Source organism: Stenotrophomonas sp., assembly GCF_032103445.1.
Taxonomy (GTDB): domain Bacteria; phylum Pseudomonadota; class Gammaproteobacteria; order Xanthomonadales; family Xanthomonadaceae; genus Stenotrophomonas.
This window is the reverse complement of record NZ_DAMDFR010000002.1, coordinates 33,568-58,021: the sequence shown is the minus strand read 5'-3', so window position 1 is coordinate 58,021 and position 24,454 is coordinate 33,568. Positions and strand designations below refer to the sequence as shown.

The window sequence follows — 24,454 nt, the reverse complement described above, 5'->3', positions numbered from 1 at the left end:
AATGATTCCAACACCCCGAAGGGCCCCGAAGGGCCGCTGCCTTGCAGGCAATACTAGCCCATGACCTCACCGCCGCTACTGCGCATCATCATCGCCGACGATCACCCGGTCGTTCGTATCGGGGCGAGTTCCGTCATCGAAAAGAACGGCGTCGGCATCGTGGTGGCTGAAGCCAGCAGTGCCAGCGAGTTGATGGACATGCTCAAGGCTCACCCCTGCGACGTACTGGTCACCGACTACTCCATGCCTGGCGGCGACCAGGCTGACGGTTTTGCCATGATCAGCATGATCCGTCGGCACTACCCGGACCTGCCAGTGGTACTGCTCAGCGTGGCCAACAACCTGGCCATCCTGCGCATGGTGGTCTCCACCGGCGTGCAGGGGCTGGTCGACAAGGCCTCGTCGATGGAGGAGCTGCCGCAGGCGATACTTGCCGTGCACCGCAAGCAGGCGTACCTGAGCCGCACGCTGTCGCCCAAGGAAGTGGAAGTCCTGCGTCTGCTCGGTGCCGGTCAGACCGTGAAGGAAATCGCGCTGCATCTGCATAAGAGCGTCAGCACGATCAGCCGCCAGAAAGGCGATGCGATGCTCAAGCTGGGCCTGAAAGGCGACGCCGAACTGTTCGACTATCTGCGCGACAGCAAGCTTTGAGCACGCCGCAGCACCGCGTGCAGGGTCTGGACAACGACCACGTCCAGGCCGACTGGCCGGCACTGGGAGACGAAGAACTGGGCTGGCTGGGCACGCGACACGCTGCCCTGGCAGGTCACCGTCAGGTGCTGTGGCACAGCCCGCGTCCGTTTTCGGCCGCCGCGCTGGTGCAGGGTCCGCTTGGGCGTGTGTTCGTCAAACGCCATCATGCGAGCGTGCGCAGTGCGTCGGTGCTGGAGGAAGAACACCGCTTCATCGCCCATCTGGCCACCGCCGGCGTACCCGTGGTGCAGGTGCTGCCCGGCCTCGACGGGCACACTGCGCTGACGCGGGATGCCTGGACTTATGAAGTGCATGCGGAAGGCGTCGGGGCGGATCTCTATCGCGACATGCCGTCGTGGACGCCGCTGACCGACCTCGGCCGCGCACGCACCGCCGGGGCGATGCTGGCCCAGCTGCATCAGGCAGCCGGTGACTACACTGCAGCGCAGCGCGACACCCATGTGCTGGTCGCGCGTGACGACCTGATCCGCGCGCCCGATCTGCTGGCCTTGCTGCGTTCCCAGCTGCGGGCGCGACCGGGGCTGGCGGCCTATCTGGCCGAGGTGCCCTGGGAAACCGACCTGACCCGGGCCGTCCTGCCGTGGCACGCCGCGCTGGGCCACCGCTACGCCGCCGAAGCGGTGTGCTGGGGCCATAACGACTGGCATGTTTCCAACCTGCTGTGGCAGGGCAACGGGGCAGACGCGTCGATCAGCACGGTGTTCGACTTCGGGCTGGCATCGCCCACCAGTGCCTTGTTCGACCTGGCCACGGCGATCGAGCGCAATGCGGTGGACTGGCTGGCCAGCGGCGGTCCCGTGGGCTACCCCGAAACCGCGCTCGCCCTTCTCGACGGCTACCGCCGGCAGCGACCGTTGAGCGCCGCGCAGGTGGCGCTGCTGGCCGACCTGCTGCCGGTGGTGCACGTGGATTTCGCCCTCTCGGAGGTGGAGTACTTCGATGCCATCACCGGCTCGCGGGCCAATGCCGACGTGGCGTACCACACCTTCCTGATCGGCCATGCCGACTGGTTCGCCAGCGCCGCCGGCCGGTCCCTGCTGGACACGCTTCGCAGCGCCGCCTGAGACGCTGATTGGCGTTTCTGGCCGGTTTGGTGTGAAAATGACCACTGAAGCGGGGGTGCCTGGATCTGCCAGGCTGAGAGAGTCCCTTGGAACCTGATCCGGTTTGCACCGGCGTAGGGAGCTTTGAGCAGCACACGCGATGTCCGTCCAGGGCATTGATGCGTGCGTGCCTTCGCTTCGTCTCCTCTGGCTGATGACGAAACGAATGAACCGCCTGCGCATTTCCCTGTTGACCGCCGCCCTCGGTGCCGCCCTGCCGCTGCATGCCAGCGAACCGGCCGCCGATGCCGCCGAACGCTCGCCCACCGACCTTGCCGGCATCCGTGTGCAGGCGCACCAGCAGACGAAGAAATCGCCGCCGTCGAGCAGTTTTGGTGTCGGCAGCTGGAAGGAAACGCCCGCGTCGGTGAACGTGCTGGGCAGCGAGTTCCTGGACCGCCTGCAGGTGCGAGGATTGTCCGAACTGGCCCGGCACGATGCCTCGCTGGGCGACAGCTATGCCCCGGTGGGCTACTACCAGAACGTGGCCATCCGCGGGTTTGCGCTGGATCTCGCCACCGGCTACCGCTTCAACGGGCTGTCCATCGCCGGTGAGCAACGCCTGGCGCTGGAGAACATCGCCCAGGTGGAAGTCCTCAAGGGTGAGGCGGGACTGGCGGCCGGGGTGATGGCTCCGGGCGGCCTGATCAACTACGTCGGCAAGCGCCCCGCCGAGGTGCGCAACGTGACCCTGGGTACCGATTCGGAAGGCTCCCGCTACGCTGCGGTGGATGTCGGCCATTGGCTGACGCCGACCTTCGGGATCCGCTTCAATGCGGCCTGGGACGACAGCGATTCCTACATCGAACATGCCGACGGCCGCCGTAACTTCTACTCGCTGGCGACCGACTGGCAGATCAGCGAACGCAGCAAGCTGGAAGTGGATGCCAACTACCAGACCAGCGCGCAGCGCTCGGCCTCCGGTTTCCAGCTGCTGGGCGCAACCGGCATTCCGCGCGGCGTGGACCGCGAGAAGATGCTCGGCTACCAGCCGTGGGTACAGCCGGTCGGCATTGCCAGCACCAACCTGACCGCGCTGCACACCTTCGACTTCACCCCGGACTGGCAGTCACGCGTATCGGTGGGGCACAGCCGCACGGTGATCGACGACAACGTCGCCTTTGCCTATGGCTGCTATTACAGCGAGGCCTGCGCCGACGGCAGCACCCCGGGCAACTACTTCGCGCCGAACGGCGACTACGACATCTACGACTACCGCAGCCCCGACGACACCCGGGTGAACCAGCAACTGCGCGCGGAACTGCGTGGGCGCTTTGCCACCGGCAGCGTGCGGCACGAGGTTTCGTTCGGCGTGGATGCCTTCCACCGCACCGTGGACAAGCGCCAGAATGTCAACGAGTACGTCGGCACCGCCAACATCCACGATACCCAGGTGCCGGTGTTCGATCCTTCTCCGCTGCAGCCGGGTGCCTCGGCGCGCCGGCTGGACAGCTGGCAGCGTTCGGCGTTCGTGCTCGACCGGGTGAGCTTCACCGACCAGTGGCAGTGGCTGGCCGGCGGCCGTTATGTGCGTATGGACGAACGCGCCTATGACAAGCGCGGCACGCCTGAGCGCCACAGCCGGCTGTCGAAGTTCATGCCGCAGACCGCCCTCGTGTTCAAGCCGAATGACGCGGTCAGCGTCTATGCCAGTTACGTGGAAGGCCTTTCACTGGGCAAAGAGGCACCGTTCTGGACCCAGAACGGCGGCAGCTGGCTGCAGCCGCTGGAGTCGCGCCAGACCGAAGTGGGGGTGAAGTTCGCCCGCACCGACGCGCTCACCCTGGGCGCGGCATTGTTCCGCACCTCGCTGCCCCTGCAGTACGCACAGCCCGACGACAGCGAGGCCGGTTACACCTTCGTGCAGGACGGCCGCCAGGTGCACACCGGGCTGGAGCTGAGCGCCGACGGCCAGCTCAGCGAGCGGCTGACGCTCACCGCCAGCGCCAGCGTGCTGCAGGCACGTGCACGTGACACCGGCACGCCTGCCTATGAAGGCTATCAGCTGGTGAACGTGCCGAAGCGTCGCGCAACGGTGCACGTGGATTACGCGCTGCCCTTCGTCGAAGGGTTGGCGGTGGGGGCAGGCTGGCGCTACGCGTCGTCGAACGTGGCCACAGTGGACGGCAAGGTGAAGGTGCCGTCGTACAGCGTCTTCGATGCCGGCCTGCGCTTCCAGCACACGCTGGGCCAGCGCCCGGTGCGCTGGAATCTGTCGGTGGACAACCTGTTCGACCGCTTCTACTGGCGTGACACCGGCAGCACCGACGGCGACTACTACCTGTTCGCCGGTGCGCCGCGCCAGGCGCGTCTGTCGGTGACGATCGGCCTATGAACCCGGCCGTGCTCGAATGGTCTGCGGTCGCGGCGAGCATCCTCGGCGTGTGGCTGATGGCGCGCCGGCATCTGCTGGCGTGGCCGGTGGGGCTGGTCGCGGTGGCGCTTTATGCGGTGGTGTTCGTGGAAGCGCGACTGTACTCGGACACACTGCTGCAGATCGCGTTCGGGTGCTTCCTGCTGTATGGCTGGCTGAGCTGGCGGCGCACGGCGGCGGTCGAAGGGCAGATCACCATCGCGCCATTGTCACGCCGGCAGCTGCTGCGCGACCTGGGCGTCGGTGTGCTGGGCGGACTGCTGCTGGGTGCGGCGATGCACACCTGGACCAATGCGGCGCTGCCCTGGCTGGATGCCATGCTCGCCGCGTTGAGTCTGGTCGCGCAGTGGTGGCAGGCGCGGCGTCACGTGGCCACGTGGTGGCTGTGGATCGCAGTCGATGTGGTGTACGTGGGCATGTACGTGGTGAAGTCGTTGAATGTGACCGCCGGGTTGTATGTGTTGTTCATCGGGTTGGCGGTGATGGGGTTGCGGGCGTGGAGTCGCGCGGCCAAGGTGCCGCTGCCACAGCCCCGGTAGCGTCGGTCGACAGACGACGGCCGTGAACGGTGCAACGCCCGATAACGCATGACCACGGATCGAAACAACATCATCGATCACTTCAGGTGAAACACCATCGGCTCCGTCGCCATCGCCGGATCCGTCGTCCCCGGCCGGCCATCCTCCACCCTGCCCGCCAAACGCTGCGACGCACGGGCCTGTACGATCTCCAGGTCATACCAGCCTGACGTGGGCGCGGCTGGCCAGCGGATCTCCGCGCTGCCTCCTGCTGGCAACTCCACCCGTCGCGTCGGCATATGTGCCGCATAGGCCATCGCCCGCACCTGCACACTCACCGCACCGCGCGCCGGGTTGCTCAAGCGCAGGCCCAGTTCGTCCCCGCTCCGGGTCAACGCCACCTGGACCGGTTCCGCGTTGGCTTCACCCCGGAAGTGCCGATGGAACCCGTTGGGCCCCAGCAGCCACAGGTCGTAGCCGCGTTCCGCATCCACCTGCCAAACGTCCTGCATCACCGCGCCCGGCACCACGGTGTAGCGGCGTGGAATCGCCTCCAAGTCCAGCCGGTCATACACATGCAGGACCGCAGCGGCCCCCTCGCAGCGCATCTCGAGCCGCAGCGCGTCAGCATCAACTGCCATCCCCACCTGCGGTCGATACGGCAATGCGCGCGCAGGACGCACGCCGGGCTCCTGCGTGGCAGACCGCAACCCTTCCGGCAGTTCCGGAACGGTACGCCCGGGCAGTGCAGCGGCGCGCGCGGCGGTTTCAGCCGTGGCCGGCAGTGCGCCCACGAACGGACGCTCGTCGGTGCGTGAGAAATCGAATGCCGAGGTGAGATCGCCACACACCGCACGCCGCCACGGCGAGAGCTGCGGTGCGGCCACGCCGAAGCGGCGTTCGATCAGGCGGATCACCGAGGTGTGATCGTACACCTGCGAGTCCACCCAGCCACCGCGGCTCCATGGCGAAATGACGTAAAGCGGAACGCGTGGTCCCAACCCATAGGGACGACCGCGCAGGTCCAGCGGATCGGCCTTCTCGTTGCCCGGCGAAGCATGCCGGTGATATTCGCCTTCCGTGGACACGGCCGAAGCACCGGCCCAGCCATCCGGGCGGCTGACGTCCTTCGACGGCGGGGCCGGCGGCGGCATGTGGTCGAAGAAACCATCGTTCTCATCGAACATCAGCAGCAACGCGGTGCGGCTCCAGACCTCCGGATTCGCGGTCAAGGCATCCAGCACGCGCGCGGTATACGCCGCCCCCTGCGCCGGGCTGGACGGCCCGGGATGCTCGCTGCCGGCGGCATCGGCAATGATGAAGCTGACCTGCGGCAATCGATTGCCCAGCACGTCCTCACGCAGCTGCGCCAACCCGCGCGTGCTCACCCCGCGCTCGCGCAGTTGCGCATCGTGACCGGGCGCGCCGCGCCAGGCCTGGCGGAAGGCCTCGAACCCCGCCAGCGGGTTGTCGGTGAAGTTGTCGGCCATGTCCTGGTAGATGCGCCAGTCCACGCCGGCCTGTTGCAGCTGTTCCACATAGCTGGCCCAGGTGTAGCTGTCCGGATTGCCGCCCAGTTCCGGGAAGTTGTCGTGCGAATTGGCTACCGCCGGGCCACCATGGCGCGCGTGCGGGTCGTTGTGCCCGGTCCACAGGAACAGGCGGTTTGGGTTGGTGCCGGCCTGCATGGCGCAGTGGTAGGCATCGCAGACGGTGAACGCCTCGGCCAGCGCAAACTGGAACGGCAGGTCGGCGCGGCGGTAGTAGCCCATCGCATGGTCCTGCTTTGCCACCGGCCAGTGCGCCATGCGCCCATGATCCCAGGCGCGCTGTGCATCAGGCCAGGTATGCGGCGTGCCTTCCACGCGCATGACCCCGAACTGCGCGGCCGTGTCCAGCGGGAACGGTGCGATACCGCGTGTACCGGCTGCGTTGGGCTGCAACCACAGGGTACGCGCCGGCTGCCCTGCGGCCAGTGGCGCGGCGGGCGCGACGAAACGGTCGCCGAAGCCGCGCACGCCCGGCAGCGTGCCGAAGTAGTGGTCGAAGGAGCGGTTCTCCTGCATGAACACCACGATGTGCTGCAGGTCCTGCAGGCTGCGGGTGCGTGCATCGGGCGCAATGGCTGCTGCCCGCGCGATGCTGGGCATCAGCGCGGCGATGCCTGCGCTGATGCCCCCCTGCAGCAATCGACGACGACCGAGGTCGGTCACAGGTCAACCCGTACCGAGAAGCCGACGGTGCGCGGCGCACCGATGAAGGCCGAGTTGCTTCCATCCACGCCGGCCAGGTACTTGCGATCGGTCAGGTTGTTGACCACGATGCTCGCGCCCACGCCCTTCAGCTTCGGCGACAGGCTCTGCGGGTCGAAGCCGATGTTGGCGTTGAATACCGTGGCCGACGACAGCTTCGCGCTGTTGGATGCGTTGAGATAGCGCTCGCCCAGGTAGCGCCCGGACAGACCGAAGTTCCAGTTCTCACCCTGCCAGTCGGCCGACATCACCAGCATGTGGCGCGGCTGGCCGATCACCTGTGCGCCATCCACGATGCCCAGCGCGGCGTCACGGTCGGCGTTACCGCTGCCGAGGTACTTGGAGCGGTTGTAGGTGTAGGCCCCGTTGATGCGCCAGCCGTTATCCCAGCCGTAGCCGAGCGCGGCTTCCACGCCGTTGCTTTCCACCCCGCCGAAGTTTTCATACACGCCATCGGTTTCATCCAGATAGTCGATGCCGTCGGCCAGACGCGCCGGCAGATAGACGATGCGGTTGTCGAACTTGATGTTGTACAGGGTGATCGAACCGGTCAAGGGCCAGCGGCTGATGCGCAGGCCGAGCTCGATGTTGTCGGCGGTTTCCGGTTCCACCCGGGCAAAGCGCTGCGGATCGGTTTCGCCCAGCACGCCGGAGGGAATGGCAGCGAAGTTCTGCGAGAATCCGGCGAACATTTCCAGGCCTTCCACCGGCAGCGTCCAGGTGCCGCCAGCGGAGATCAGCGGATCGGACTTCGAGTCCGAGCGTACGTTCTCGGCCGCGCCGATGGTGCGGTGGCGGGTCTGGTCAACGAAGAACTGTTTCACGCCGACACGGGCACTGAACGCACCGAAGCGGGCCACGTCTTCCACGTAGTACATCTGCTCGTCGGTGCTGTAGTCGTCCTCGAACTGCACCCAGTACGGCTGCTGGTCGAAACCGATGTCGGTGCCGACGTTGAGCAGGCGATGCCAGTCGCGGCGGGCGGTGCGGTCGAACTTCTCCAGCCACAGGCCGGCGCGGACGGTGTTGTTCACCGCGCCCAGTTCCTGGGTCCACTCCACATCAGCGGTGACGCCGGCGCGGTCGTTGTCGTAGTGGGTGTGGCGGTAGGACTGCACGCCCTGCACATTGGCGGCGTAGCAGTTGGGATCGTACTCGGCGCTGAAGCCAGCGCGCGGCGTGCAACCGGCGATCATCTGCGCGGCGCTGCCGTCGGGGTTGACGAAGTAGAACTGGCCCAGCGCGCTGCCACCGTAGCTCGTGCTGCCGCCCAGGTATTCCGACTCCGGCGCGCCGGCACCGTCATTGCGTGCCTGCACCAGGTAAGGCGGCAGCCAGTCGCCCCGCCCTTCCATCTTGTGCATGTAGCCACTCAGGGTGGCCTTGAAGCCGTTGCCACTGTCGAACGCACCGCGCAGGTAGGCGAAGGTGTTCTCGCGCAGCGCGCGCGAGCCGGAGCGGTAGTTCTGGTCCAGGTTGGGAATGCCGGTGAGCGTGCCGGTGAGGCCGTCACGGTTGGGATTCGTGGCGAACGCGGCCGGGGTGACGCTGGTGTACTCCGGCTCGTCGGCGTCGTTGTACGAGGCATAGCCGCTCAGGGTCCAGCGATCGAGCTCGGTGATGAACTTCGCGGCCACGTGGTCGTTGCTGGTCTTGCCGCTGCCGTCGATCCAGTCGCTGACCCGCGCCGACGAGGCGCTGACCCAGGCCCGGGTATGCCCGCCGAGCACGCCGGTGTCATAGCGCACGTAGTACTTGCGCATGTCGTTGTCGCCGGCACCGACCACCATGCGCAGGCGCTGCTCGCTGAGCGGGTCGCTGGTGAGGAAGTTCAAGGTGCCGCCCAGCGCCTCGTTGGAGCGCGAGGAGATATCGGCAGTGCCTTGGCTGACCTCGATGGTCTCCAGGTCCAGGGTGTCGATGTAGCGGTTGGCCAGCGAGCCGCCGCCGTAGCCTGAACCGCCATTGGGCAGACCGTCGATGGTGGTGCCGATCTGCTGGGTGTCACGGTTGGTGACGAAGCCGCGCATGCTGATCTGCGTGCCCCACACCGAGGAGCCGGTGGCGTCGGCTTCACTGACCACCACGCCGGGCAGTTCGTTGAGCGCGCCATTGACGCTGCCGATGATCTGCTGGCGCTGCAGGGTTTCCTGGCTGACGCTGGTCTTGGCGTAGCTGGTGGCCTGGCCGATCACCTGCACCTGGTCCAGCGTGCGCGCATCGTCAGCGGGGGCATTTTCGGCCGCCATGACGTCCAGCGCGGCGGTGAGGGTCAGGGCCAGCAAGGTGATGCGGGGAACACGTCCGGCAATGCGCATGGGTTCTCAGTGGGGGATGGAAGACGCGCCGGAGTATCGACAGCGCGGGTGACTTCCACATGACACTGCGCTCCAGCAGACGTCTTGAACATGGACGTGCTATGGGACGTGGCGGGTAGGGTCGGTCGATAGACGACCGCCGACCCTGCCGTTCAGTGCTTTGACGCATGACCCTGGCCGGAGAGGCTTCTTCGGCGCAGGTCATGCGTCACTGTGCCGATCGTTGTTGTCGGCAGTCGTCTGTCGACCGACTCTACCCCTGCCCGCCTCGTCATCATGACGAGGCGGACCCATCATTCACCAGCAGCGTGCGAATGATGCGAGGAGCGGTGGCGGAACTTCCGCGACAGCCACTCGCCGACGTCATCGACCACGGTGAAGGCGGCCGGGATCACGATCAGGCTGAGCAGCGTGGAGGTGATCAGGCCGCCGATCACGGCAATCGCCATCGGTGCACGGAAGCTGGAATCGCCGGCGAAGCCCAGCGCGATCGGCATCATGCCGGCACCCATCGCCAGCGTGGTCATGATGATCGGCTGTGCGCGCTTGCGGCAGGCATCGATCAGCGCGTCGTGCTGGCTCATGCCCTGCTCGTCTTCGGCCATCACCGCATAGTCCACCAGCAGGATGGAGTTCTTGGTGGCGATGCCGATCAGCATCAACAGGCCGATCAGCGCCGGTAGCGAGAGCATGTTCTGGGTGATCAGCAGCGCACCGAATGCGCCACCAGCGCACAGCGGCACGGCCGCCAGAATGGTGACCGGCATCAGCGCATGGTTGAACAACAGCAACAACACCATGTAGATGCAGATCAAGCCGGCCGCCATCGCCAGCAGGAAGCCGATGAACAACTCCACGAACACTTCGGCGTCACCGGTGTTGAGGAAGGTCACGCCCGGCGGCAGCTTCTTCACCGTCGGCAGGGCCTGCACCTCGGTCATCACTTCGCCCAGCGGGCGACCGTTGAGTTCGGCGGTCAGCGTGACGTTGCGCTGGCGCTGGTAACGCGAGATCTGCGACGGGCCGCTGCCGGGCTGGATGTCGGCCACCGCCGCCAGCGGCACCGGGCCGTCACGACCGGGCACGCGCAGCTGATGCACCAGCGACGGGTTGGCCAGGTCCGCTTCGGCGAAGCCGACGCGAATCGGCACCTGACGGTCGGGCAGGTTGAGCTTGGCGAGGCGCTGTTCGTAGTCACCGGCGGTGGCAATGCGCGCCGCCTCGGCAATATCGGCGGTAGCCACGCCCAGATCCGCGGCACGCGCCGGGTTCGGCACGATCTGGATTTCCGGACGCAGCAGCGAAGCCGTGGAGGTCACGCTGCCCAGCCCCTGGATGCCGCGTAGGTCGCGTTCCAGCGCGGTGGACGCGTCCTGCAGGCGCTGCGGGTCGTCACCGGACAGCACCAGCTGCAGCAGGTTGCCCGGCTCGGAGCTGACATAGCTCACCCGTACGCCGGGCAGGTCGGCCAAGCGCTTGCGCGCTACACGCTCGAGCACACGCTGATCGCGGTCGCGGTCATCGGCGACGCCCCAGTCCAGCACCAGCGTCGCCTTGCGCGGCTCGCCGACGCCGGTGGCACTGGGATCACCCAGGTCGAGCACGCTGCCAACGGCGGTGTACACCTGCTTCAGCTCGGGGATGTCCTTCAGCAGCGCGCGCGCCTGTTCGGCCACCGCCACGGTTTCCTGCAGGCGCGTACCCGGCGGCAGCTCCAGGCTGAGGTTGCTACGGCCCAGGTCGGACTGCGGGATGAAGGTGGCCGGAATCAGCGGCACCAGCGCCAGCGAGGCCACGAACAGGCCGGTGGCCAGCCACAGGGTGCGGCCACGGTGGCGCAACGCCGCGTCGACCCAGCCCAGGTACCAGGTCATCAGCTTCGATTCGGGCTTTTCCTCGCCGTGCGGCTTGAGCAGGTAGGCCGCCATCATCGGCGTGAGCAGACGCGCGACCAGCAGCGAGAACAGCACTGCCGTGGCGGCGGTCCAGCCGAACTCGCGGAAGAACTTGCCGGCAATGCCGGGCATGAACGCCACCGGGATGAACACCGCCGCCAGCGTGAGCGAGGTGGCGATCACCGCGTTGCCGATCTCACCGGCGGCCTCCCGCGCCGCTTCGAGCGGAGGCTTGCCCATGCGCAGATGGCGCACGATGTTCTCGATCTCCACGATTGCATCGTCGACCAGGATGCCGACCACCACCGACAACGCCAGCAGGGTGATCATGTTCAGGGTGAAGCCGAAGAAGTACATCACCGCGAACGTGGGGATGATCGACAGCGGCAGCGCCAGCGCCGACACCCAGGTGGCGCGCCAGTCGCGCAGGAACAGCCACACCACCAGCAGCGCCAGCAACGCGCCCTCGTACAGCATGGTCATCGACGAATCGTAGGAGCGATGCGTTTCGTCGATGGCGGTGGTGACCAGCTTGAAGTCGATGCCAGGGTGCTCGGCTTTGATCTTGTCCAGCGCTTCATGCACGCCGGCTTCCACCTTCACTTCGCTGGATCCACGCGTGCGCGACATCGAGAAGGCCACCACGGCCTTGCCGTCGAGCAGCGCCGCCTCGGTCGGATCGGCGGCGGCGTCGGTCACCTTGGCCAGGGTGGACAGCCGCACCGAGCGGCCATCCGGCAGCGCGATGGAATAGTCGCGCAGTGCCTGCGCGTCGCCCACCGTGCCCAACGTGCGGATGGTCTGCTGCGCACCTTCGATTTCGGCCTTGCCGCCCGCACGCTCCACCTGGATGCGCGCCAGCTGCTGCGAGACGTCACCGGCGGTGATGCCCATCGCAATCAGTGCGTTCGGATCCAAGTCCACCCGCACCTGGCGCTGCACGCCGCCCACGCGGGTGACGCGGGCCACGCCCGGCACGCCATACATGGCACGGGAGATGTCGCGGTCGACAAACCAGCTGGCCTCATCCGGCGTCATGTGCGGGGCGACCAGGGCGTAGGTCATCAGCGAGCCGCCGATATCCACCTTGGAGATCACCGGTTCCTGGATGTCCTGCGGCAGATCCGTGCGGATGCGGGTGACCGCGTCGCGGGTGTCGTCCAGCGCGGTGGCCAGGTCGGCTTCGAGCTGGAACTCAATGGTGGTGGTGCTGACGCCTTCGCTGACCGAGGAGATCACGCGCTTGACGTTGTTCACCGTGGCCACGGAGTCCTCCACCTTGCGGGTGACTTCCGCTTCCAGCTGGCTGGGCGAAGCGCCCGGCTGGGTGACGGTAACCGTGGTCATCGGGAAGGCGATGTCCGGGAAGCGCGCCACCGGCAGCTGGTGGAAGCCCCACAGACCGGCCACGCACAGCACGAAGAAGATCAGCAGGGCGGGTAACGGGCGCTTGATCGCCCAGGCGGAGAAATTCATTGCGCGGCCGCCTTCTTGGCAGCGCCGGCATCGACCACGCGCACGCGGTCGCCTTCACCCAGGAAGCCCGCGCCGTCCACCACCACCTTGTCGCCGGCTTTCAGGCCTTCCAGGATCGCGGTGCGACCCTGCAGGGCCTGGCCGGTGCGCACGCGGTGACGGGTGGCCTGCTGCTTGTCGCTGACGCTGAACACATAGCTGTGGCCGTCGCGCTGCACGATGGCCGCGGTCGGGATGGTCAGCACTTCACCGTCGCCGGTGACGATGCGCCCTTCCAGGTAGACACCCTGCTTCAGCGTGCCCGGTTCGGGCAGATCGGCGTACACGGTGCCGGTGCGGGTCTGCGCGTCCACACCGGGGGTGACCGCGCGAATGCGGCCGGTGATGGTCTGGCCCGCGTACGGCAGTTGCACCGGGTTGCCGACCGCCACACCGGTGAGCTGGTCTTCGGGCAGTTCGGCACGCCACTCCAGGCGACCATCGCGGATCAGGCGCAGCAGTTCGGTGCCGGCCGACACCACCTGACCCGGCTGCACCAGTCGCTTGGAAATCAGGCCGTCGGCCGGAGCGCGCAGGTCGGCGAAGTCGCGGCGCAGCTGCGCCGAGTCACGCGAAGCGCGGGCCGTGGCGGTCTGCGCTTCGGCATTGAGGCGATTGGCGCGCAGCTCGTCCAGGCTGCTTTCACTGATCAGCTTTTCCGCCGCCAGCTGTTCGCTGCGCTGGTAGTTCAGGCGGGCCAGCTCCTGCGAAGCCTGCGCCTGGCGCAGCGAGGCTTCGGCCTGGGCCAGTTCGCTGTCCAGGGTGCGATGGTCCAGCTGCAGCAGGATCTGCCCCTTTTTGACGTACTGGCCGACATCCACGTTGAGGGCGGTGACGCGCTGGCCGCTGATTTCCACGCCCAGCTGCATTTCCTCGAAAGCGCTGACCGGTCCGGACACCAGCACCGTACGCGGCATCACCTGGGTCTGTGCGGCAGCCACCGATACCGGCAGCGCCGAGGTGGCGGCTGCGTCGGTCTCGGCATCGTCCTTGCCGCCGCAGGCGGTCAGTACGGCCAGGGAAAGCACCAGCAGGGAGGAACGGAATAAGGGCGAACGCATGGATGAGCTTCCGTGTCGGAGCAGCGGTAAGGGAGATGGATTCAGGAGGTGCGGGCGAGGCGCTGTTCGATGCCGTCCAGCATCAGCCCCACGCCCTGTTCAAAACGGGTATCGAAATCAACCTGGCGCCAGACCTCACGGGCCTGCCAGCAGTGCGGAAAACGCTGTTCGGCCAGGGCCATGAAGGCCTCGCCGAGTGCTTCCATGCTGCCGTCGCCCGGCCACGACTGTTCTTCAATCACGAAGCCCATCGTGTAGTAGACCAGGTCCATCGCGGTGGTCGCGGCGAAGCTGGCCGGCGCACCGGCCGAAGTGAGCGCGGCAATGCTGGCCTCGCCCACCCGCAGCACGTTCTCGGTGGCGATGAAGGTGCCGGCATACACCCGCGCGCCATCACGCCGGGCCTTGAACGCCACCCGGAACTCGCGCGCGATCTGCAGCAGGGTCTGCCGCCACGGCTGGCCTTCAGGGATGTGCCGGGCCACGTCGACGATCATCGCGTCGGCCATGGCGTCCACCAGCGCCTGCTTGCTCTTGAAGTGCCAGTACAGCGACGGCGCGCGGATACCCAGCGAACAGGCCACCTTGCGCAGGGTGACCCCCTCCATGCCGGCTTCGTCGAGCAGGTTGAAGGCGGCGTCCACAATGTTGTCGCGGGCGATGGCCTGGCGCATGGAGGGGAGGTTACCTAACGTTGTCAGGGGCGAATCTAACAGTGTTAGGTTTGGGGGTGCAAGGGGGTGTGTCGGGGTTGGCCTGGTTCAGAGCTTGTGAAGCTGAACGGGGCAGTCGTACGATCCGGTCGTGCGACTGCCCACGCCGTTCGGCTGCAGTGCGGATATGGTCCAACTCAATCACGCAAGGAATTGCAATGAAAAGAGCTCTGCAGGCGGCGTGTCTTTTGTGCGCGTGTTCCGTAGCATCGGCGAGTTCCGTAGAAACGCCCCCGCTCTCCGGCGAAACAGCGAAGTTTCTTTCACGGGCCGGACTCATACTGGCCAGCCGCAGTGCCTCGACAGATCCCGGCGTCACGCAGAGTCAACGCGCCTGCATTGCCAGCGTGCGGCCCGAAAGCATGGCGAGCGATTACCAGAAGGTCTTGTCGCAGGAACTTTCTGCAGCCGAACTCGCCAAGTTGGATGCCTTCTTTGCATCCTCGGCTGGACAAAAGTATGTCGACGCCATGATCAATGACGAACCACTGGACAAGATGACGCTCGAAGAGCTCGAGTACATGGACCACGAGGTTGGAACCGCCTCCATAAACAATGTCTTCAAGGTGGCATCCCCCGCCAACCCGCGTGCAAAGAAGATATTGGATCCTGCACTGCACGCTACATTTGGCGCGTGCTTCGAGAAGGTCTAAGCGCTTGAGCATGATCAGTGGCGGAGGAGCGTTGCTTCGTTCGGTGGTCATGCCTTCCAGCAGCGATGGTTGATATCGGCGGTCGACTGTCGTGCGACCCTACCGGGCTGGCGTTCATGCGGCCGATGCGACGTCCGCCGGAGTTAGGGCACCGAGGGGTGTTCCGCCAGTCGCCGGGTGGATGGGGCAAGCGCGCCCGGATGCCCCTATGATGGCTGCGGATCACCAACGGAATGGCATGATGCGTCGAACAGGTGTTGTACTCGCTGTCGTGATGGGACTCACCGCGTGCTCAAATCCGGGCGATGTCAGTAATGGCGATGGATTGCTCAAGGAGTTCAAGTACCTCGGGTGCGAGGGCGACTGGGAGGATGAGTCATATGCACCCGAGGCACTGCGTAAGCAGGAAGGTGACGTCACCACGTATCTGGTTCGGCATAACTACGGCTGCGGTTACGACAGGGGCTTGGAACCGAAGGCAAGGCTGAGCGGCGAAACGCTGAAGCTGGATTACCGGCTTGAAACATCTGGTGACGGTGACCTGGCGGCTTGCATCTGTGAGTATCGGGCGCGGTTCAAGATCGCAGCGCCGGCCGCGCAGGTCAGGACGGTCAAGGTCAACGGTGACGAAGCCAGGCTTAGTGACGGGGAAGCATTCCGGTAGGGTCGCACGATAGTCGACCGCCGATAGCGGTGATTGGTGCATTTGGGCATGAGCTGTGGCGGAGGAGCGTTTCTCCGTTCCAGGGTCATGCCTTCCAGCAGCGATGACTGTTATCGGCGGTCGACTGTCGTGCGACCCTACCAAAGCGGGTTCCATGCGGGTTCCATGCGGATTCGAAGCAACACCCAGGCAAGATCAAGGTATTGAGTGCCGAGATCGGTACCGGAGGTGTGCCCTTCACCGCCGCAGCATGGGCAGCGGATTGGTCGGATGATGAAGACCGTGATGCCAGGCAAACCGCACCAGTCGACGGTGAAATCCCAAACGAGGGAAGCGCGCCAGAATGTGCTTGAAGTCATCAGACCGCACACCAAACCGACGCAGCCCCAGCGTGACATCAATCCAGTCCGCCTTCCGGAACGCTTCAATGCGCGGATCCGCCGTCCGCTCCATCGCCGACACCTGATGGTGATGATCAATCATCGCCAGCACCAAGGGCACCAGATCCCCGCACCCCTCGGCCTGCAGATAGGCGCGCGCCTGGGCCTCCGATGGCCCCAGATAATCGAAGGTGCCGTCGGTCCAGATACCCAGGTCGTGGAACGCAGCGGCCACTGAAACCACATACCGGTCTTCGTCACTTCCGGGTAACAGGCACCAGTGGAAATTGGCCACCCGGTAAGCGTGATTGCGATACGGCAGGTGGTCCTTGCCCAGTTCGGCAGCGTGGCGCTGCAGAATGGCATCGAGCACGGGCAGGGCGTCGAGCATGGGGAGCTCCTCCGGACCCGGTCGGGGTCCACCTGTACGACACCATCCTACGCCCGCAGTTGCGTGGCCGTTGCTCCCTGGCTTGTGCGTTGGGCTCCTATACGGCATCCCCGGATGCCGGCCGCTCCCCCCTGATCGCCGTCCCTGTCGCTTGCCACCCGTTGGCGGCGGCATGGGCGTCCCTCCCCGTCGTGAGGATCTGCCATGAACAGCACACTGCATGCCGTTGCTTCCGGTCCCGGCCGCCCCGGTCCGTCGCGCAGTGAGGAGATCATCGCCGGCGGCGAAGGCGAACTCTTCATCCGCAGCTGGCGACCGGCCGGGATCCCCCGCGCAGTGCTGGCGATCGTGCCGGGCTTCAACTCGCACAGCGGCCACTACCTGTGGGCCGCCGAACAGTTCACCGCGATGGGGCTGGCGGTGTACGCGGTGGACCTGCGCGGACGCGGCAAGTCCAGCGGACCGCGCTTCCATGTCCGGCATTTCGACGATTACCTGGCCGACGTGGACAGCCTGCTGCGTCTGGCCCGCGCGCGCGAGCCGGGCCTGCCGGTGTTCCTGCTCGGCCACAGTGCCGGCGGGGTGATCGCCACCGGCTACACTCTGGAACACCAGGACGAGCTGGCCGGGCTGATCTGCGAGAGTTTCGCCTTCCGTGTGCCGGCTCCGTCGGCGGTGCTGACCCTGGTGCGCTGGTTCAGTGGCCCCTTCCCCACCTTGCCGGTACTCAAGCTCCCGAACAAGGAGTTCTCACGGCTTCCCGAAGTGGTCAGGGCGCTCAATGCCGATCCCCTGATCGCCAACGAAAAACAGACCGCGCTGACCGTGGCGCAGATGCTGGCCGGCAATGATCGGCTGGAGCGCGGCTTCTCCAGCCTGCGTCTGCCGGTGCTGATCGTGCATGGCGACGCCGACAAGGTGACCGTGCCGGCGGGCAGCCAGATCTTCTTCGATAACGCCGGTTCGCAGGACAAGACCCTGAAACTCTACAAAGGCCATGCCCATGACCTGCTCAATGACGCCGGCCGTGAAGAGGTGGTGGCCGACTTCAAGCAGTGGATCGAACGGCACCTACCCACGCAGGACGCGGCGGGCGTCGCCTGAGGAAAGCATCAAGTGACGGCGATGCCCTGTACCAGACGCGCAGCCAGGCGTTCCTGCCTGAGCTGCGCCAGCCACCAGTCCAGCGCGCGACCCTGATGGTCGCCGCGCCACGCCACATACAGCAGATTGGGTTCGCGCGGATTGGCCATGGTCTTTTCAACCAGGGTGCCCCGCTGCAGCAACCCGGCTACGCGCTGGCGCGGCAGCCAACCCACGCCCAACCCCTCGCGCTGGGCATGGATCTTGGCGTGCATGCTGGGTACGGCAAGCGTCGGCTGCCCGCCCTGTACACCGTAGCCGCGCACCTCGACCCGCCGCGAGGTATCGGCCACCACCACCGCGCGGTGCTGCAGCAGCTGCGTCGGTTCCAGCGGTTCGGCCGCCTTGGCCAATGGATGGTGCGGGGCGACGGCAAAGACCCAGTCCATCACCCCCAGTTCGAACCAGCGCAGGCCGGGAATCACCGGCGGTTCGTTGGTGGCTCCCACCACCAGATCGGCGCGCCCGTCACGCAGCGCATCCCAGGTGCCGGTCAGCACTTCATGGGTGATGCGCAGGGTGACCCCGGAGTCGAGCGCATCGAACGCACGAATCACCGGCAGCAGGGTTTCGAATTCCAGAATCTCGTCGGTGACGATCCACAGCCGGTCTTCCCAGCCGCCAGCGACCTGCTTCACCCGACGGGTGAGGCGGTCAACGTCCAGCATCACCCGCGACGCTTCCTGGGCCAGCAGGTGGCCGGCCGGGGTGAGTTGCAGGCGGTAGCGGCGACGGTCGAACAGCAGCGCGTCGAAGCGCGCTTCCAGCTGCCGGGCGGCATGGGACACCGTGGACGGTGCCTTGCCCAACCGGGCCGCTGCCCGCGACAGGCTGCCGGTCTCCCGGATCGCCTCCAGCAGGGCCAATTCTTCGATGGACAACATGTTCGATCCTTTCGAACGAGTGCGCCGGGATTGTGGCACGGAAACGCCCGCAGCCCTCGCCACTATTGCCTCACAGCAATCGGCTGTGTCTGCAGGAGAACATCATGAACCGTTTCAACCAGAAGACCGTCCTGATCACCGGCGGCAGCAGCGGCATCGGCCTGGCGACCGCCCAGGCGTTTGCGGCGGAAGGGGCCCGGGTGGTCATCACCGGCCGCGATGCCGCCAGCCTGGAGCAGGCGCGCGTCACACTCGGTCCGACCGCGCTGGCGGTCGTCAACGACGCCGGCTCGACCACAGCGGCGCAGGCGCTGGCTGCCAGCCTCAGTGCTGAGGGCGTCCGTCTGGATGCCGTGTTCCTCAACGCCGGTGCGGCAAAGTTCGCGGCCTTCCCGGACGTGGACGAGGCCCTGTGGGACCAGATCTTCAATACCAACATCAAGGGGCCGTACTTCCAGCTGCAGGCGCTGCTGCCGCTGCTCAACCACGGCGCATCGGTGGTCATCAACGGCTCGATCAACGCCCGCATCGGCATGCCCAACACCTCGGTGTATGCGGCGAGCAAGGCGGCGGTGATCTCGCTGGCCAAGACGCTGTCGGCGGAGCTGCTGCCGCGCGGTGTACGCGTCAACGTGCTCAGCCCCGGCCCGGTGGCCACACCGATCTACAACAAGCTGGGGCTGGACGCAGCGCAGCTGGAAGCCACCGCCGCGCAGATCCAGAGCCAGATTCCGCTGGGCCGCTTTGGGACCCCGGAAGAGATCGCCGCCACCGTACTGCACCTGTCCTCGCCGGAATCGGCTTACATCGTCGGCACCGAGATCATTGCCGACGGCGGCATGAGCCAGCTGTAACACCCCTCACTTCAGGAGACTGTCATGAATGCTTTTGTTCGACTGTTCCGTCGTTCCGCGGCGGTGGTGGTGATGCTGGCGGCATTGCAGGCAACTGCCCACGCGGCCGGCACCACTCATATTCAGGACCATAATGCCGACGTCAACGGCGTTACCCTGCACTATCTGCAAGCCGGCAGCGGCGACGCGCTGCCGGTGGTGCTGCTGCACGGCTACGCGGAAACCAGCCATATGTGGCGTCCGTTGATGCCGGAACTCGCCGCCACGCATGTGGTGATCGCGCCGGATCTTCGCGGCGCGGGCCAATCGTCCAAGCCGGAGAGCGGCTACGACAAGAAGACCCTGGCACAGGACATCCATGCCCTGGTGCAGAAGCTGGGTTACCCGAAGGTGCGCATCGTTGGCCATGACATCGGCCTGATGGTGGCCTATGCCTACGCCGCGCAGTACCCGGACGAAGTGGACAGCATCGTGCTGATGGACGCGTTCCTGCCCGGCGTCGGCGACTGGACCCACGTGTGGCTGCTGCGCGACCTGTGGCATTTCCACTTCTACGGCGAAACGCCGCTGAAGCTGGTGGACGGACGCGAGCGCACCTACTTCGAGCACTTCTGGAATGACTTCGCCGCCGACCGCACGCATTCGATTCCGGAGGCCGACCGCCAGTTCTATGCCAAGGAGTATGCGCGACCGGGTGGCATGCGCGCTGGCTTTGAGTACTTCAAGGCGTTCGAGCAGGATGCGAAGGACTTTGCGGGCTTCGCGCAGACGCCGCTGCATATGCCGATGCTGGTGTTGTCCGGCGAGAAGGCGGGCGGGCAGTTCCTGATCGACCAGGCGAAGCTGGTGGACACTGATGTGCAGGGCGTGATCGTGAAGGGGTCGGGTCACTCGCTGATGGAAGAGGCCCCGGAGAAGACCATTCCTGCGTTGGTGGCGTTTCTGGATCGGTGAGCTGGGTCGTGGAAGCGCTTCTCCGTTCAAAGGTCATGCGTTATAGCAGCGACCGGCGATACGTGCGGTCGTCTATCGACCGACCCTACCCGTGGTAGCGTCGGTCGACAGACGACGGCCGATGACGGTGATCGGCGCGACGAACGCATGCCCCCGACGTCACGCGTGTCGTTGGCTCAACCACTCACGTGGCGAGCTGCCATTACGACGACGGAACGCCCGCGAAAACGTGGGCGCATCGGCGAATCCCAGCTCCAGTGCCACCTGCTTCACCGGGCGACCTGCACGCAGCAACGACGTCGCCACATTGAGCTTCCAGTCCAACGCATACGCGGCCGGCGTAGCGCCGGTCGCACTCTTGAACGCCGCCGCAAACGCACTCCGCGACATGCCAGCGTGTTCCGCCATGCGCTCCAGCGTCCAATCGGCTTCCGGGCTGGCATGCACCGCCATCAACGCCTTCGCCAGCCGCGGCTCCGAAAGACCACGCATCATGCCGGGCGTGACCTGGGCGCGCTCGGGGTGGTCGATGATCCAGCGCAGCACCTGGATCAACACCACCTCGAACAGGCGGTTGGCCAGCAGCCGCGATCCGCAGCGGGTCTGGTCAGCTTCGGCGAACAGCAGGTCCAGCGCGCCGCCCAGACCGTCGATCTCCTTCAACGGCAGCACCACCGCATCCGGCAGCGCCTGCACGATGGGGTTGCGGTTGCCCCCATCGAAATCCAGCGTGGCGCAGGTGAAGTCCGAACCATCCACCGGTGGATTGATGAACTCGTGATGCACCGCGCGCGGGAACAGCAGCAGGGTCGGTTCGCACAACGGCGTGCGCTCGGTCTTTGCCCCCTGGCGCAGCAGAAGCTCCATCTCACCCCGACGCAGCACATGCAGGAAACCGCGGCCCGGTTGCGCGTCGAAGGTGCTCAATCCACATAACGGACCGGCGTGGAACAGGCTGGCCTGGACCCGGAAGCGCTCCAGCACCGGGGTCAGGCGGTCGATGGTCGGCACGCCGGGATCAGACGAATTGACATCAATCAGCGACATATAGACACCAAACGTCCTACTCAGGTGCCTAGTATGACCCTCAACCGGCCACTTCGGACCGGTCCTCAACAGGAATCCAGATCATGTCCCGTATCCCGCTTGTTACCCCCGCCGCCGCCACCGGCGACACCCAGACCCTGCTTGGCCAGATCCACTCGGCATTCGGGGCCACCCCCAACATGTTCCGCGCCGTGGCCAACTCCCCGGCTGCGCTGAAGAGCATGTGGGGTTCGTTCGGAGCCCTGGGCGGCGGCGTCATTCCGGCCGCGCTGGGCGAGAAGATCGCCGTGGCCATCGCCAACCGCAACGCCTGCGAATACTGCCTGGCCGCACACACCGCACTGGGCCGCAAGGCCGGTGCCAGCAGCCAGGAAATGAGCGCGGCGCAGGGCGGTCAGTCCGACGACCCGAAGACCGCTGCTGCCCTGCACTTCGCCCTGCGTGTGGTGGAAGGTCGTGGCCAGATTGAAGACAGCGACGTGGCCCAGCTGCGCAGCGTCGGCTTCAATGACGAAGAGATCGTCGAGATCCTCGCCCATGTGGCCTTGAACCTGTTCACCAACTACGTCAACGTCGCGTTTGCAGTGCCGGTCGATTTTCCCGGCGTGAAGCTGCGTTGATTGATCTACCCAGGAGTTCGCCATGTCCCGGCCTTATGTTCCGATCAACTGCGAGTTTCACGATGTGCTGGAAACCGTTGCGCTGCAGCGGCGTTCGGTGCCGATGGTGATTGAAGCAGATGGTAGCGAGCACGCGCTGCACGCCCGCATTGTCGATATCACCGCGCATCACGGGGTGGAGACGATGCGGCTGGATGATGGCCGGACTGTGCGGTTGGACGCCATCGTGTCTGTCGATGGCGTTCACCGCGATGCATTTCCGCCGACGTGCGAGATTTCTTCCTCATAACTTCATGTTGAACCCGACGAACACCGAACGACCGGCAGCCGGTGAGAACATCGGCCGCGCCTGGTCCCAGAAGAAGCTGTCGTACCACGCGTAGGCATGCTCGCGGCCTGTCACGTTCTTCACCTGCACGTCCACGCTCCAGAGCGGGCTGAACTGGTAGCGGGCGCTCAGGTCGAGCACGACGAAATCACCGTACTTGCCGGCCACGTTGCGCTCTTCGAGGTAGTAGTCACCCTGCGCACGCCCCTGCAGCCCCAGCTGCAGCGCGTCGGTGGCCTGGTAGTCCAGGCCGATGTTGCTGATGTGGCGCGGCACAGCAGCCACTTCGTTGCCTTCCAGACTGATGCTGGCGGCGCGGTCGTCGCGGGTGATCTTCGCTTCCTGGTAGGCATGCGAGGCCCACACCGTCAATTCCCACCGAGCTGCGCGTTGAACTGTGCATCCACGCCCCGGCGGCGGGTCTTGCCCAGGGTTACCGTGGTACCGGTGGCGGGCATGTTCGAGGTTTCGTTCTCCGCGTCCTGTTGCCACACCGCCAGGCGTGCCTGGCTGCCGGCGAACGGACTGAACTTGAGGCCCAGCTCGACACCGGTGTTGGTGGACGGAGCAACCGCAGCCTGGCCAGGGGTGAGGTAGGCGGGCGGGGTGGAACCGGTCAGCACCTGGAAGGTACGGCCCCAGTTCGCATATACGTTGGTGGTGGGGGTGAAGGCGTACACCACGCTCAGCTTGGGCTGTTCGATGGTGCCGTAGTCCTGCAGCTTGCCGGTGATGCCACCGGGCAGGTGGGTATCACCATCGAAGCGGTCCACGCGGTAGGCCGGCACGATCTTCAGCGCGTCGATCGGCTGGTAGATCGCCTGCACGTAGGCACCCCAGTTGTCGAAGGTGTGGCGGTCGTCGTTCTGCACGCGTGCCGGCGTGGCCCAGAAGTCGGTGGGTTCGCTGTAATTGAAGCGCTGGCGGATGTAGGCGTTGTCCTGGTGCTCGTAGTTCAACCCGCCTTCCAGGATCAGCACATCGCTGGCCTGCCAGGTCACGGTGTTGAGCATGCCGATCTGCTTTTCGTCCCAGATGCGGCGCTGACGCGGGGCATTGCCGGTGGGCAGGTCGCTGAAGGTGACGCGACGGTCGTCTTCGTAGCGGTTGTAGTACAGCTTGGTGCCGAAGAACACATTGTCGGCCAGCTTCAGGTCCATGTGCACGGCGAACTGGCGCATGTCACGGTCATCGCCATCGTTGGCGTTGCGGATGTCCGAGCCGCGGCGGTCGGCGCGCATCTCGTCGGCGGTCATGAAGCCGGCCTCGTCGGCCTCGTGATGGTAGGCACGTGCGGTCATGCCAATGCGCATGCCGTCCTGGTCCAGGTCGCCATAGAACCACTTGCCGCCGATGGAATACTTCTTCGAGCTGTCGTGGTCGCGGTAGCCATCGGTGTCATTCCAGCCGACGAAGTAGTTCTGCGCGAAGCCATTGCTTTCGCGGCCCAGCGCGAACTGCGCCTCACGGGTGTTGTAGCTGCCATAGCCCAGCCGCGCGTCGGCGTAGTTGCCGCCCTGTCGGGTGCCGAAGTTCACGTTGCCACCGATGTTGTGCAGCCCGTAACGCGGATCGTTGGTGCCACGCACGACTTCGATGTAGCTGATTTCCAGCGGGAACAGCATGTCGATGAAGCGCTGGTTGCCGCTGTTGACGTTGCTGGGTACGCCGTCGATCAGGGTCTTGATCGCATTGAGGTAGCCCTCGCCGTTGAAGCCACGGAAGCTGACCTTGCCCGATTCGGCACCCTGGCGGGTCTCGGTCAGCTGCATGCCCGGCATCTGGCCCAGCAGTTCCCAGCTGTGCGAGACGTTCTTGTCCTCGATCTGATCGGCACCGAGCACGTCCACCGAGGTCAGCACCTGGTGGGCGGTGAGCTGCCCTTCGGCGTGCTGGTGAACGTCGACTTTGCCCAGGGTGAGGGCCGAATCGGCCGACTGCGCGTAAGCGGTGGGGGCAAGCAGTGCAGCCGCGACGGCGGCCACGAGAACGTGGATCTTCATGGGGGCTCGGAAACCAGGAACAGTGGGCCACCCCCTATGAAGGGGCAGGAAGTGGGACATTATAACATTC

The 24,454-nt window shown here is 65.8% G+C and carries 19 protein-coding genes, 1 pseudogene and 1 riboswitch; of the genes and pseudogenes, 11 read left to right on the top strand and 9 right to left on the bottom strand.

The features are described 5' to 3' along the window. Positions 1 to 60: 60 nt before the first annotated feature. The 4 genes from RT551_RS01240 (at position 61) to pnuC (ending at position 4,730) form a co-directional block, all read left to right on the top strand. Positions 61 to 651 (top strand): response regulator, encoded by a 591-nt coding sequence (locus RT551_RS01240; RefSeq protein ID WP_313455132.1) that lies wholly within the window; start codon positions 61 to 63, stop codon positions 649 to 651. Then, the gene (locus RT551_RS01235; protein WP_313455130.1) at positions 648 to 1,778 is read left to right on the top strand and encodes a phosphotransferase; all 1,131 of its coding nucleotides are present in this window, start codon (positions 648 to 650) and stop codon (positions 1,776 to 1,778) included. Before RT551_RS01240 ends, RT551_RS01235 begins: the two co-directional genes overlap by 4 nt. Positions 1,779 to 1,819: 41 nt before the next feature. Beyond that, positions 1,820 to 1,915, top strand: a riboswitch (TPP riboswitch). A 68-nt stretch (positions 1,916 to 1,983) separates the two neighbouring features. Next, positions 1,984 to 4,152 carry a TonB-dependent siderophore receptor gene (locus tag RT551_RS01230; protein ID WP_313455128.1) on the top strand — a complete coding sequence of 723 codons (2,169 nt, stop codon included), beginning with the start codon at positions 1,984 to 1,986 and terminating at the stop codon, positions 4,150 to 4,152. Continuing rightward, positions 4,149 to 4,730, top strand: coding sequence for a nicotinamide riboside transporter PnuC (pnuC, locus tag RT551_RS01225; RefSeq protein ID WP_313455126.1), 582 nt, complete (start codon positions 4,149 to 4,151; stop codon positions 4,728 to 4,730). The genes RT551_RS01230 and pnuC overlap by 4 nt, the downstream gene beginning before the upstream one ends. A 77-nt stretch (positions 4,731 to 4,807) precedes the next feature. Here the strand turns inward: pnuC and RT551_RS01220 are convergent, their stop codons facing one another. The 5 genes from RT551_RS01220 to RT551_RS01200 form a co-directional block, all read right to left on the bottom strand. Beyond that, positions 4,808 to 6,922 (bottom strand): phospholipase C, phosphocholine-specific, encoded by a 2,115-nt coding sequence (locus RT551_RS01220; RefSeq protein WP_313455125.1) that lies wholly within the window; start codon positions 6,920 to 6,922, stop codon positions 4,808 to 4,810. Beyond that, on the bottom strand, positions 6,919 to 9,279 hold the full coding sequence (locus tag RT551_RS01215) for a TonB-dependent receptor (RefSeq protein ID WP_313455124.1): 2,361 nt from the start codon (positions 9,277 to 9,279) through the stop codon (positions 6,919 to 6,921). Before RT551_RS01215 ends, RT551_RS01220 begins: the two co-directional genes overlap by 4 nt. Positions 9,280 to 9,572: 293 nt before the next feature. Then, on the bottom strand, positions 9,573 to 12,650 hold the full coding sequence (locus tag RT551_RS01210; protein WP_313455123.1) for an efflux RND transporter permease subunit: 3,078 nt from the start codon (positions 12,648 to 12,650) through the stop codon (positions 9,573 to 9,575). Then, a complete protein-coding gene (locus tag RT551_RS01205; RefSeq protein WP_313455121.1) occupies positions 12,647 to 13,750 on the bottom strand; it encodes an efflux RND transporter periplasmic adaptor subunit in 1,104 nt (367 codons plus the stop codon). The genes RT551_RS01210 and RT551_RS01205 overlap by 4 nt, the downstream gene beginning before the upstream one ends. A 41-nt stretch (positions 13,751 to 13,791) precedes the next feature. Continuing rightward, a complete protein-coding gene (locus RT551_RS01200) occupies positions 13,792 to 14,424 on the bottom strand; it encodes a TetR/AcrR family transcriptional regulator C-terminal domain-containing protein (protein WP_313455119.1) in 633 nt (210 codons plus the stop codon). Positions 14,425 to 14,621: 197 nt separating this feature from the next. On the opposite strand from RT551_RS01200, the gene RT551_RS01195 reads away from it, so the two are divergent. Continuing rightward, positions 14,622 to 15,116 (top strand): DUF2059 domain-containing protein, encoded by a 495-nt coding sequence (locus RT551_RS01195; RefSeq protein WP_313455117.1) that lies wholly within the window; start codon positions 14,622 to 14,624, stop codon positions 15,114 to 15,116. Positions 15,117 to 15,324: 208 nt separating this feature from the next. Further along, complete coding sequence (locus RT551_RS01190; RefSeq protein WP_313455116.1) at positions 15,325 to 15,780, top strand: hypothetical protein; 456 nt, start codon at positions 15,325 to 15,327, stop codon at positions 15,778 to 15,780. A 237-nt stretch (positions 15,781 to 16,017) separates the two neighbouring features. On the opposite strand, the gene RT551_RS01185 is transcribed toward RT551_RS01190, so the two are convergent. Then, the gene (locus RT551_RS01185; RefSeq protein WP_313455114.1) at positions 16,018 to 16,551 is read right to left on the bottom strand and encodes a hypothetical protein; all 534 of its coding nucleotides are present in this window, start codon (positions 16,549 to 16,551) and stop codon (positions 16,018 to 16,020) included. Between the two features lie 204 nt (positions 16,552 to 16,755). Here RT551_RS01185 and RT551_RS01180 point away from each other — a divergent pair, with 204 nt between their 5' ends. Then, on the top strand, positions 16,756 to 17,655 hold the full coding sequence (locus RT551_RS01180) for an alpha/beta hydrolase (protein WP_313455112.1): 900 nt from the start codon (positions 16,756 to 16,758) through the stop codon (positions 17,653 to 17,655). 8 nt (positions 17,656 to 17,663) lie between these two features. Here the strand turns inward: RT551_RS01180 and RT551_RS01175 are convergent, their stop codons facing one another. Beyond that, complete coding sequence (locus RT551_RS01175; RefSeq protein WP_313455111.1) at positions 17,664 to 18,578, bottom strand: LysR family transcriptional regulator; 915 nt, start codon at positions 18,576 to 18,578, stop codon at positions 17,664 to 17,666. A 104-nt stretch (positions 18,579 to 18,682) separates the two neighbouring features. Between RT551_RS01175 and RT551_RS01170 the strand changes: the two genes are divergently transcribed. Next, positions 18,683 to 19,432: an SDR family oxidoreductase gene (locus RT551_RS01170; RefSeq protein ID WP_313455109.1), complete on the top strand. Its 750-nt coding sequence runs from the start codon at positions 18,683 to 18,685 to the stop codon at positions 19,430 to 19,432. A 24-nt stretch (positions 19,433 to 19,456) separates the two neighbouring features. After that, positions 19,457 to 20,386, top strand: a complete 930-nt coding sequence (locus RT551_RS01165; protein WP_313455108.1) for an alpha/beta hydrolase — start codon at positions 19,457 to 19,459, stop codon at positions 20,384 to 20,386. A 159-nt stretch (positions 20,387 to 20,545) separates the two neighbouring features. Here the strand turns inward: RT551_RS01165 and RT551_RS01160 are convergent, their stop codons facing one another. Beyond that, positions 20,546 to 21,433: an AraC family transcriptional regulator gene (locus RT551_RS01160; RefSeq protein ID WP_313455106.1), complete on the bottom strand. Its 888-nt coding sequence runs from the start codon at positions 21,431 to 21,433 to the stop codon at positions 20,546 to 20,548. A gap of 83 nt (positions 21,434 to 21,516) precedes the next feature. On the opposite strand from RT551_RS01160, the gene RT551_RS01155 reads away from it, so the two are divergent. Both RT551_RS01155 and RT551_RS01150 read left to right on the top strand, forming a co-directional pair. Beyond that, entirely contained in the window at positions 21,517 to 22,053 is a 537-nt protein-coding gene (locus tag RT551_RS01155) for a carboxymuconolactone decarboxylase family protein (protein WP_313455105.1), read from the top strand. 22 nt (positions 22,054 to 22,075) lie between these two features. Beyond that, a complete protein-coding gene (locus RT551_RS01150; protein WP_313455104.1) occupies positions 22,076 to 22,342 on the top strand; it encodes a hypothetical protein in 267 nt (88 codons plus the stop codon). Here RT551_RS01150 and RT551_RS01145 read toward each other — a convergent pair. Then, positions 22,337 to 24,384: pseudogene (locus RT551_RS01145) on the bottom strand (TonB-dependent receptor). The gene RT551_RS01150 and the pseudogene RT551_RS01145 sit on opposite strands and share 6 nt — an antisense overlap. Positions 24,385 to 24,454 lie beyond the last annotated feature (70 nt).

What these genes read in the sequence shown, in the direction of transcription:
- RT551_RS01240 (WP_313455132.1), top strand. Translation starts at nt 61, where the DNA reads ATGACCTCACCGCCGCTACTGCGCATCATCATCGCCGACGATCACCCG.
- RT551_RS01230 (WP_313455128.1), top strand. Translation starts at nt 1,984, where the DNA reads ATGAACCGCCTGCGCATTTCCCTGTTGACCGCCGCCCTCGGTGCCGCC.
- pnuC (WP_313455126.1), top strand. Translation starts at nt 4,149, where the DNA reads ATGAACCCGGCCGTGCTCGAATGGTCTGCGGTCGCGGCGAGCATCCTC.
- RT551_RS01215 (WP_313455124.1), bottom strand. Translation starts at nt 9,279, where the DNA reads ATGCGCATTGCCGGACGTGTTCCCCGCATCACCTTGCTGGCCCTGACC.
- RT551_RS01210 (WP_313455123.1), bottom strand. Translation starts at nt 12,650, where the DNA reads ATGAATTTCTCCGCCTGGGCGATCAAGCGCCCGTTACCCGCCCTGCTG.
- RT551_RS01205 (WP_313455121.1), bottom strand. Translation starts at nt 13,750, where the DNA reads ATGCGTTCGCCCTTATTCCGTTCCTCCCTGCTGGTGCTTTCCCTGGCC.
- RT551_RS01200 (WP_313455119.1), bottom strand. Translation starts at nt 14,424, where the DNA reads ATGCGCCAGGCCATCGCCCGCGACAACATTGTGGACGCCGCCTTCAAC.
- RT551_RS01195 (WP_313455117.1), top strand. Translation starts at nt 14,622, where the DNA reads ATGAAAAGAGCTCTGCAGGCGGCGTGTCTTTTGTGCGCGTGTTCCGTA.
- RT551_RS01190 (WP_313455116.1), top strand. Translation starts at nt 15,325, where the DNA reads ATGATGGCTGCGGATCACCAACGGAATGGCATGATGCGTCGAACAGGT.
- RT551_RS01185 (WP_313455114.1), bottom strand. Translation starts at nt 16,551, where the DNA reads ATGCTCGACGCCCTGCCCGTGCTCGATGCCATTCTGCAGCGCCACGCT.
- RT551_RS01180 (WP_313455112.1), top strand. Translation starts at nt 16,756, where the DNA reads ATGAACAGCACACTGCATGCCGTTGCTTCCGGTCCCGGCCGCCCCGGT.
- RT551_RS01175 (WP_313455111.1), bottom strand. Translation starts at nt 18,578, where the DNA reads ATGTTGTCCATCGAAGAATTGGCCCTGCTGGAGGCGATCCGGGAGACC.
- RT551_RS01170 (WP_313455109.1), top strand. Translation starts at nt 18,683, where the DNA reads ATGAACCGTTTCAACCAGAAGACCGTCCTGATCACCGGCGGCAGCAGC.
- RT551_RS01165 (WP_313455108.1), top strand. Translation starts at nt 19,457, where the DNA reads ATGAATGCTTTTGTTCGACTGTTCCGTCGTTCCGCGGCGGTGGTGGTG.
- RT551_RS01160 (WP_313455106.1), bottom strand. Translation starts at nt 21,433, where the DNA reads ATGTCGCTGATTGATGTCAATTCGTCTGATCCCGGCGTGCCGACCATC.
- RT551_RS01155 (WP_313455105.1), top strand. Translation starts at nt 21,517, where the DNA reads ATGTCCCGTATCCCGCTTGTTACCCCCGCCGCCGCCACCGGCGACACC.
- RT551_RS01150 (WP_313455104.1), top strand. Translation starts at nt 22,076, where the DNA reads ATGTCCCGGCCTTATGTTCCGATCAACTGCGAGTTTCACGATGTGCTG.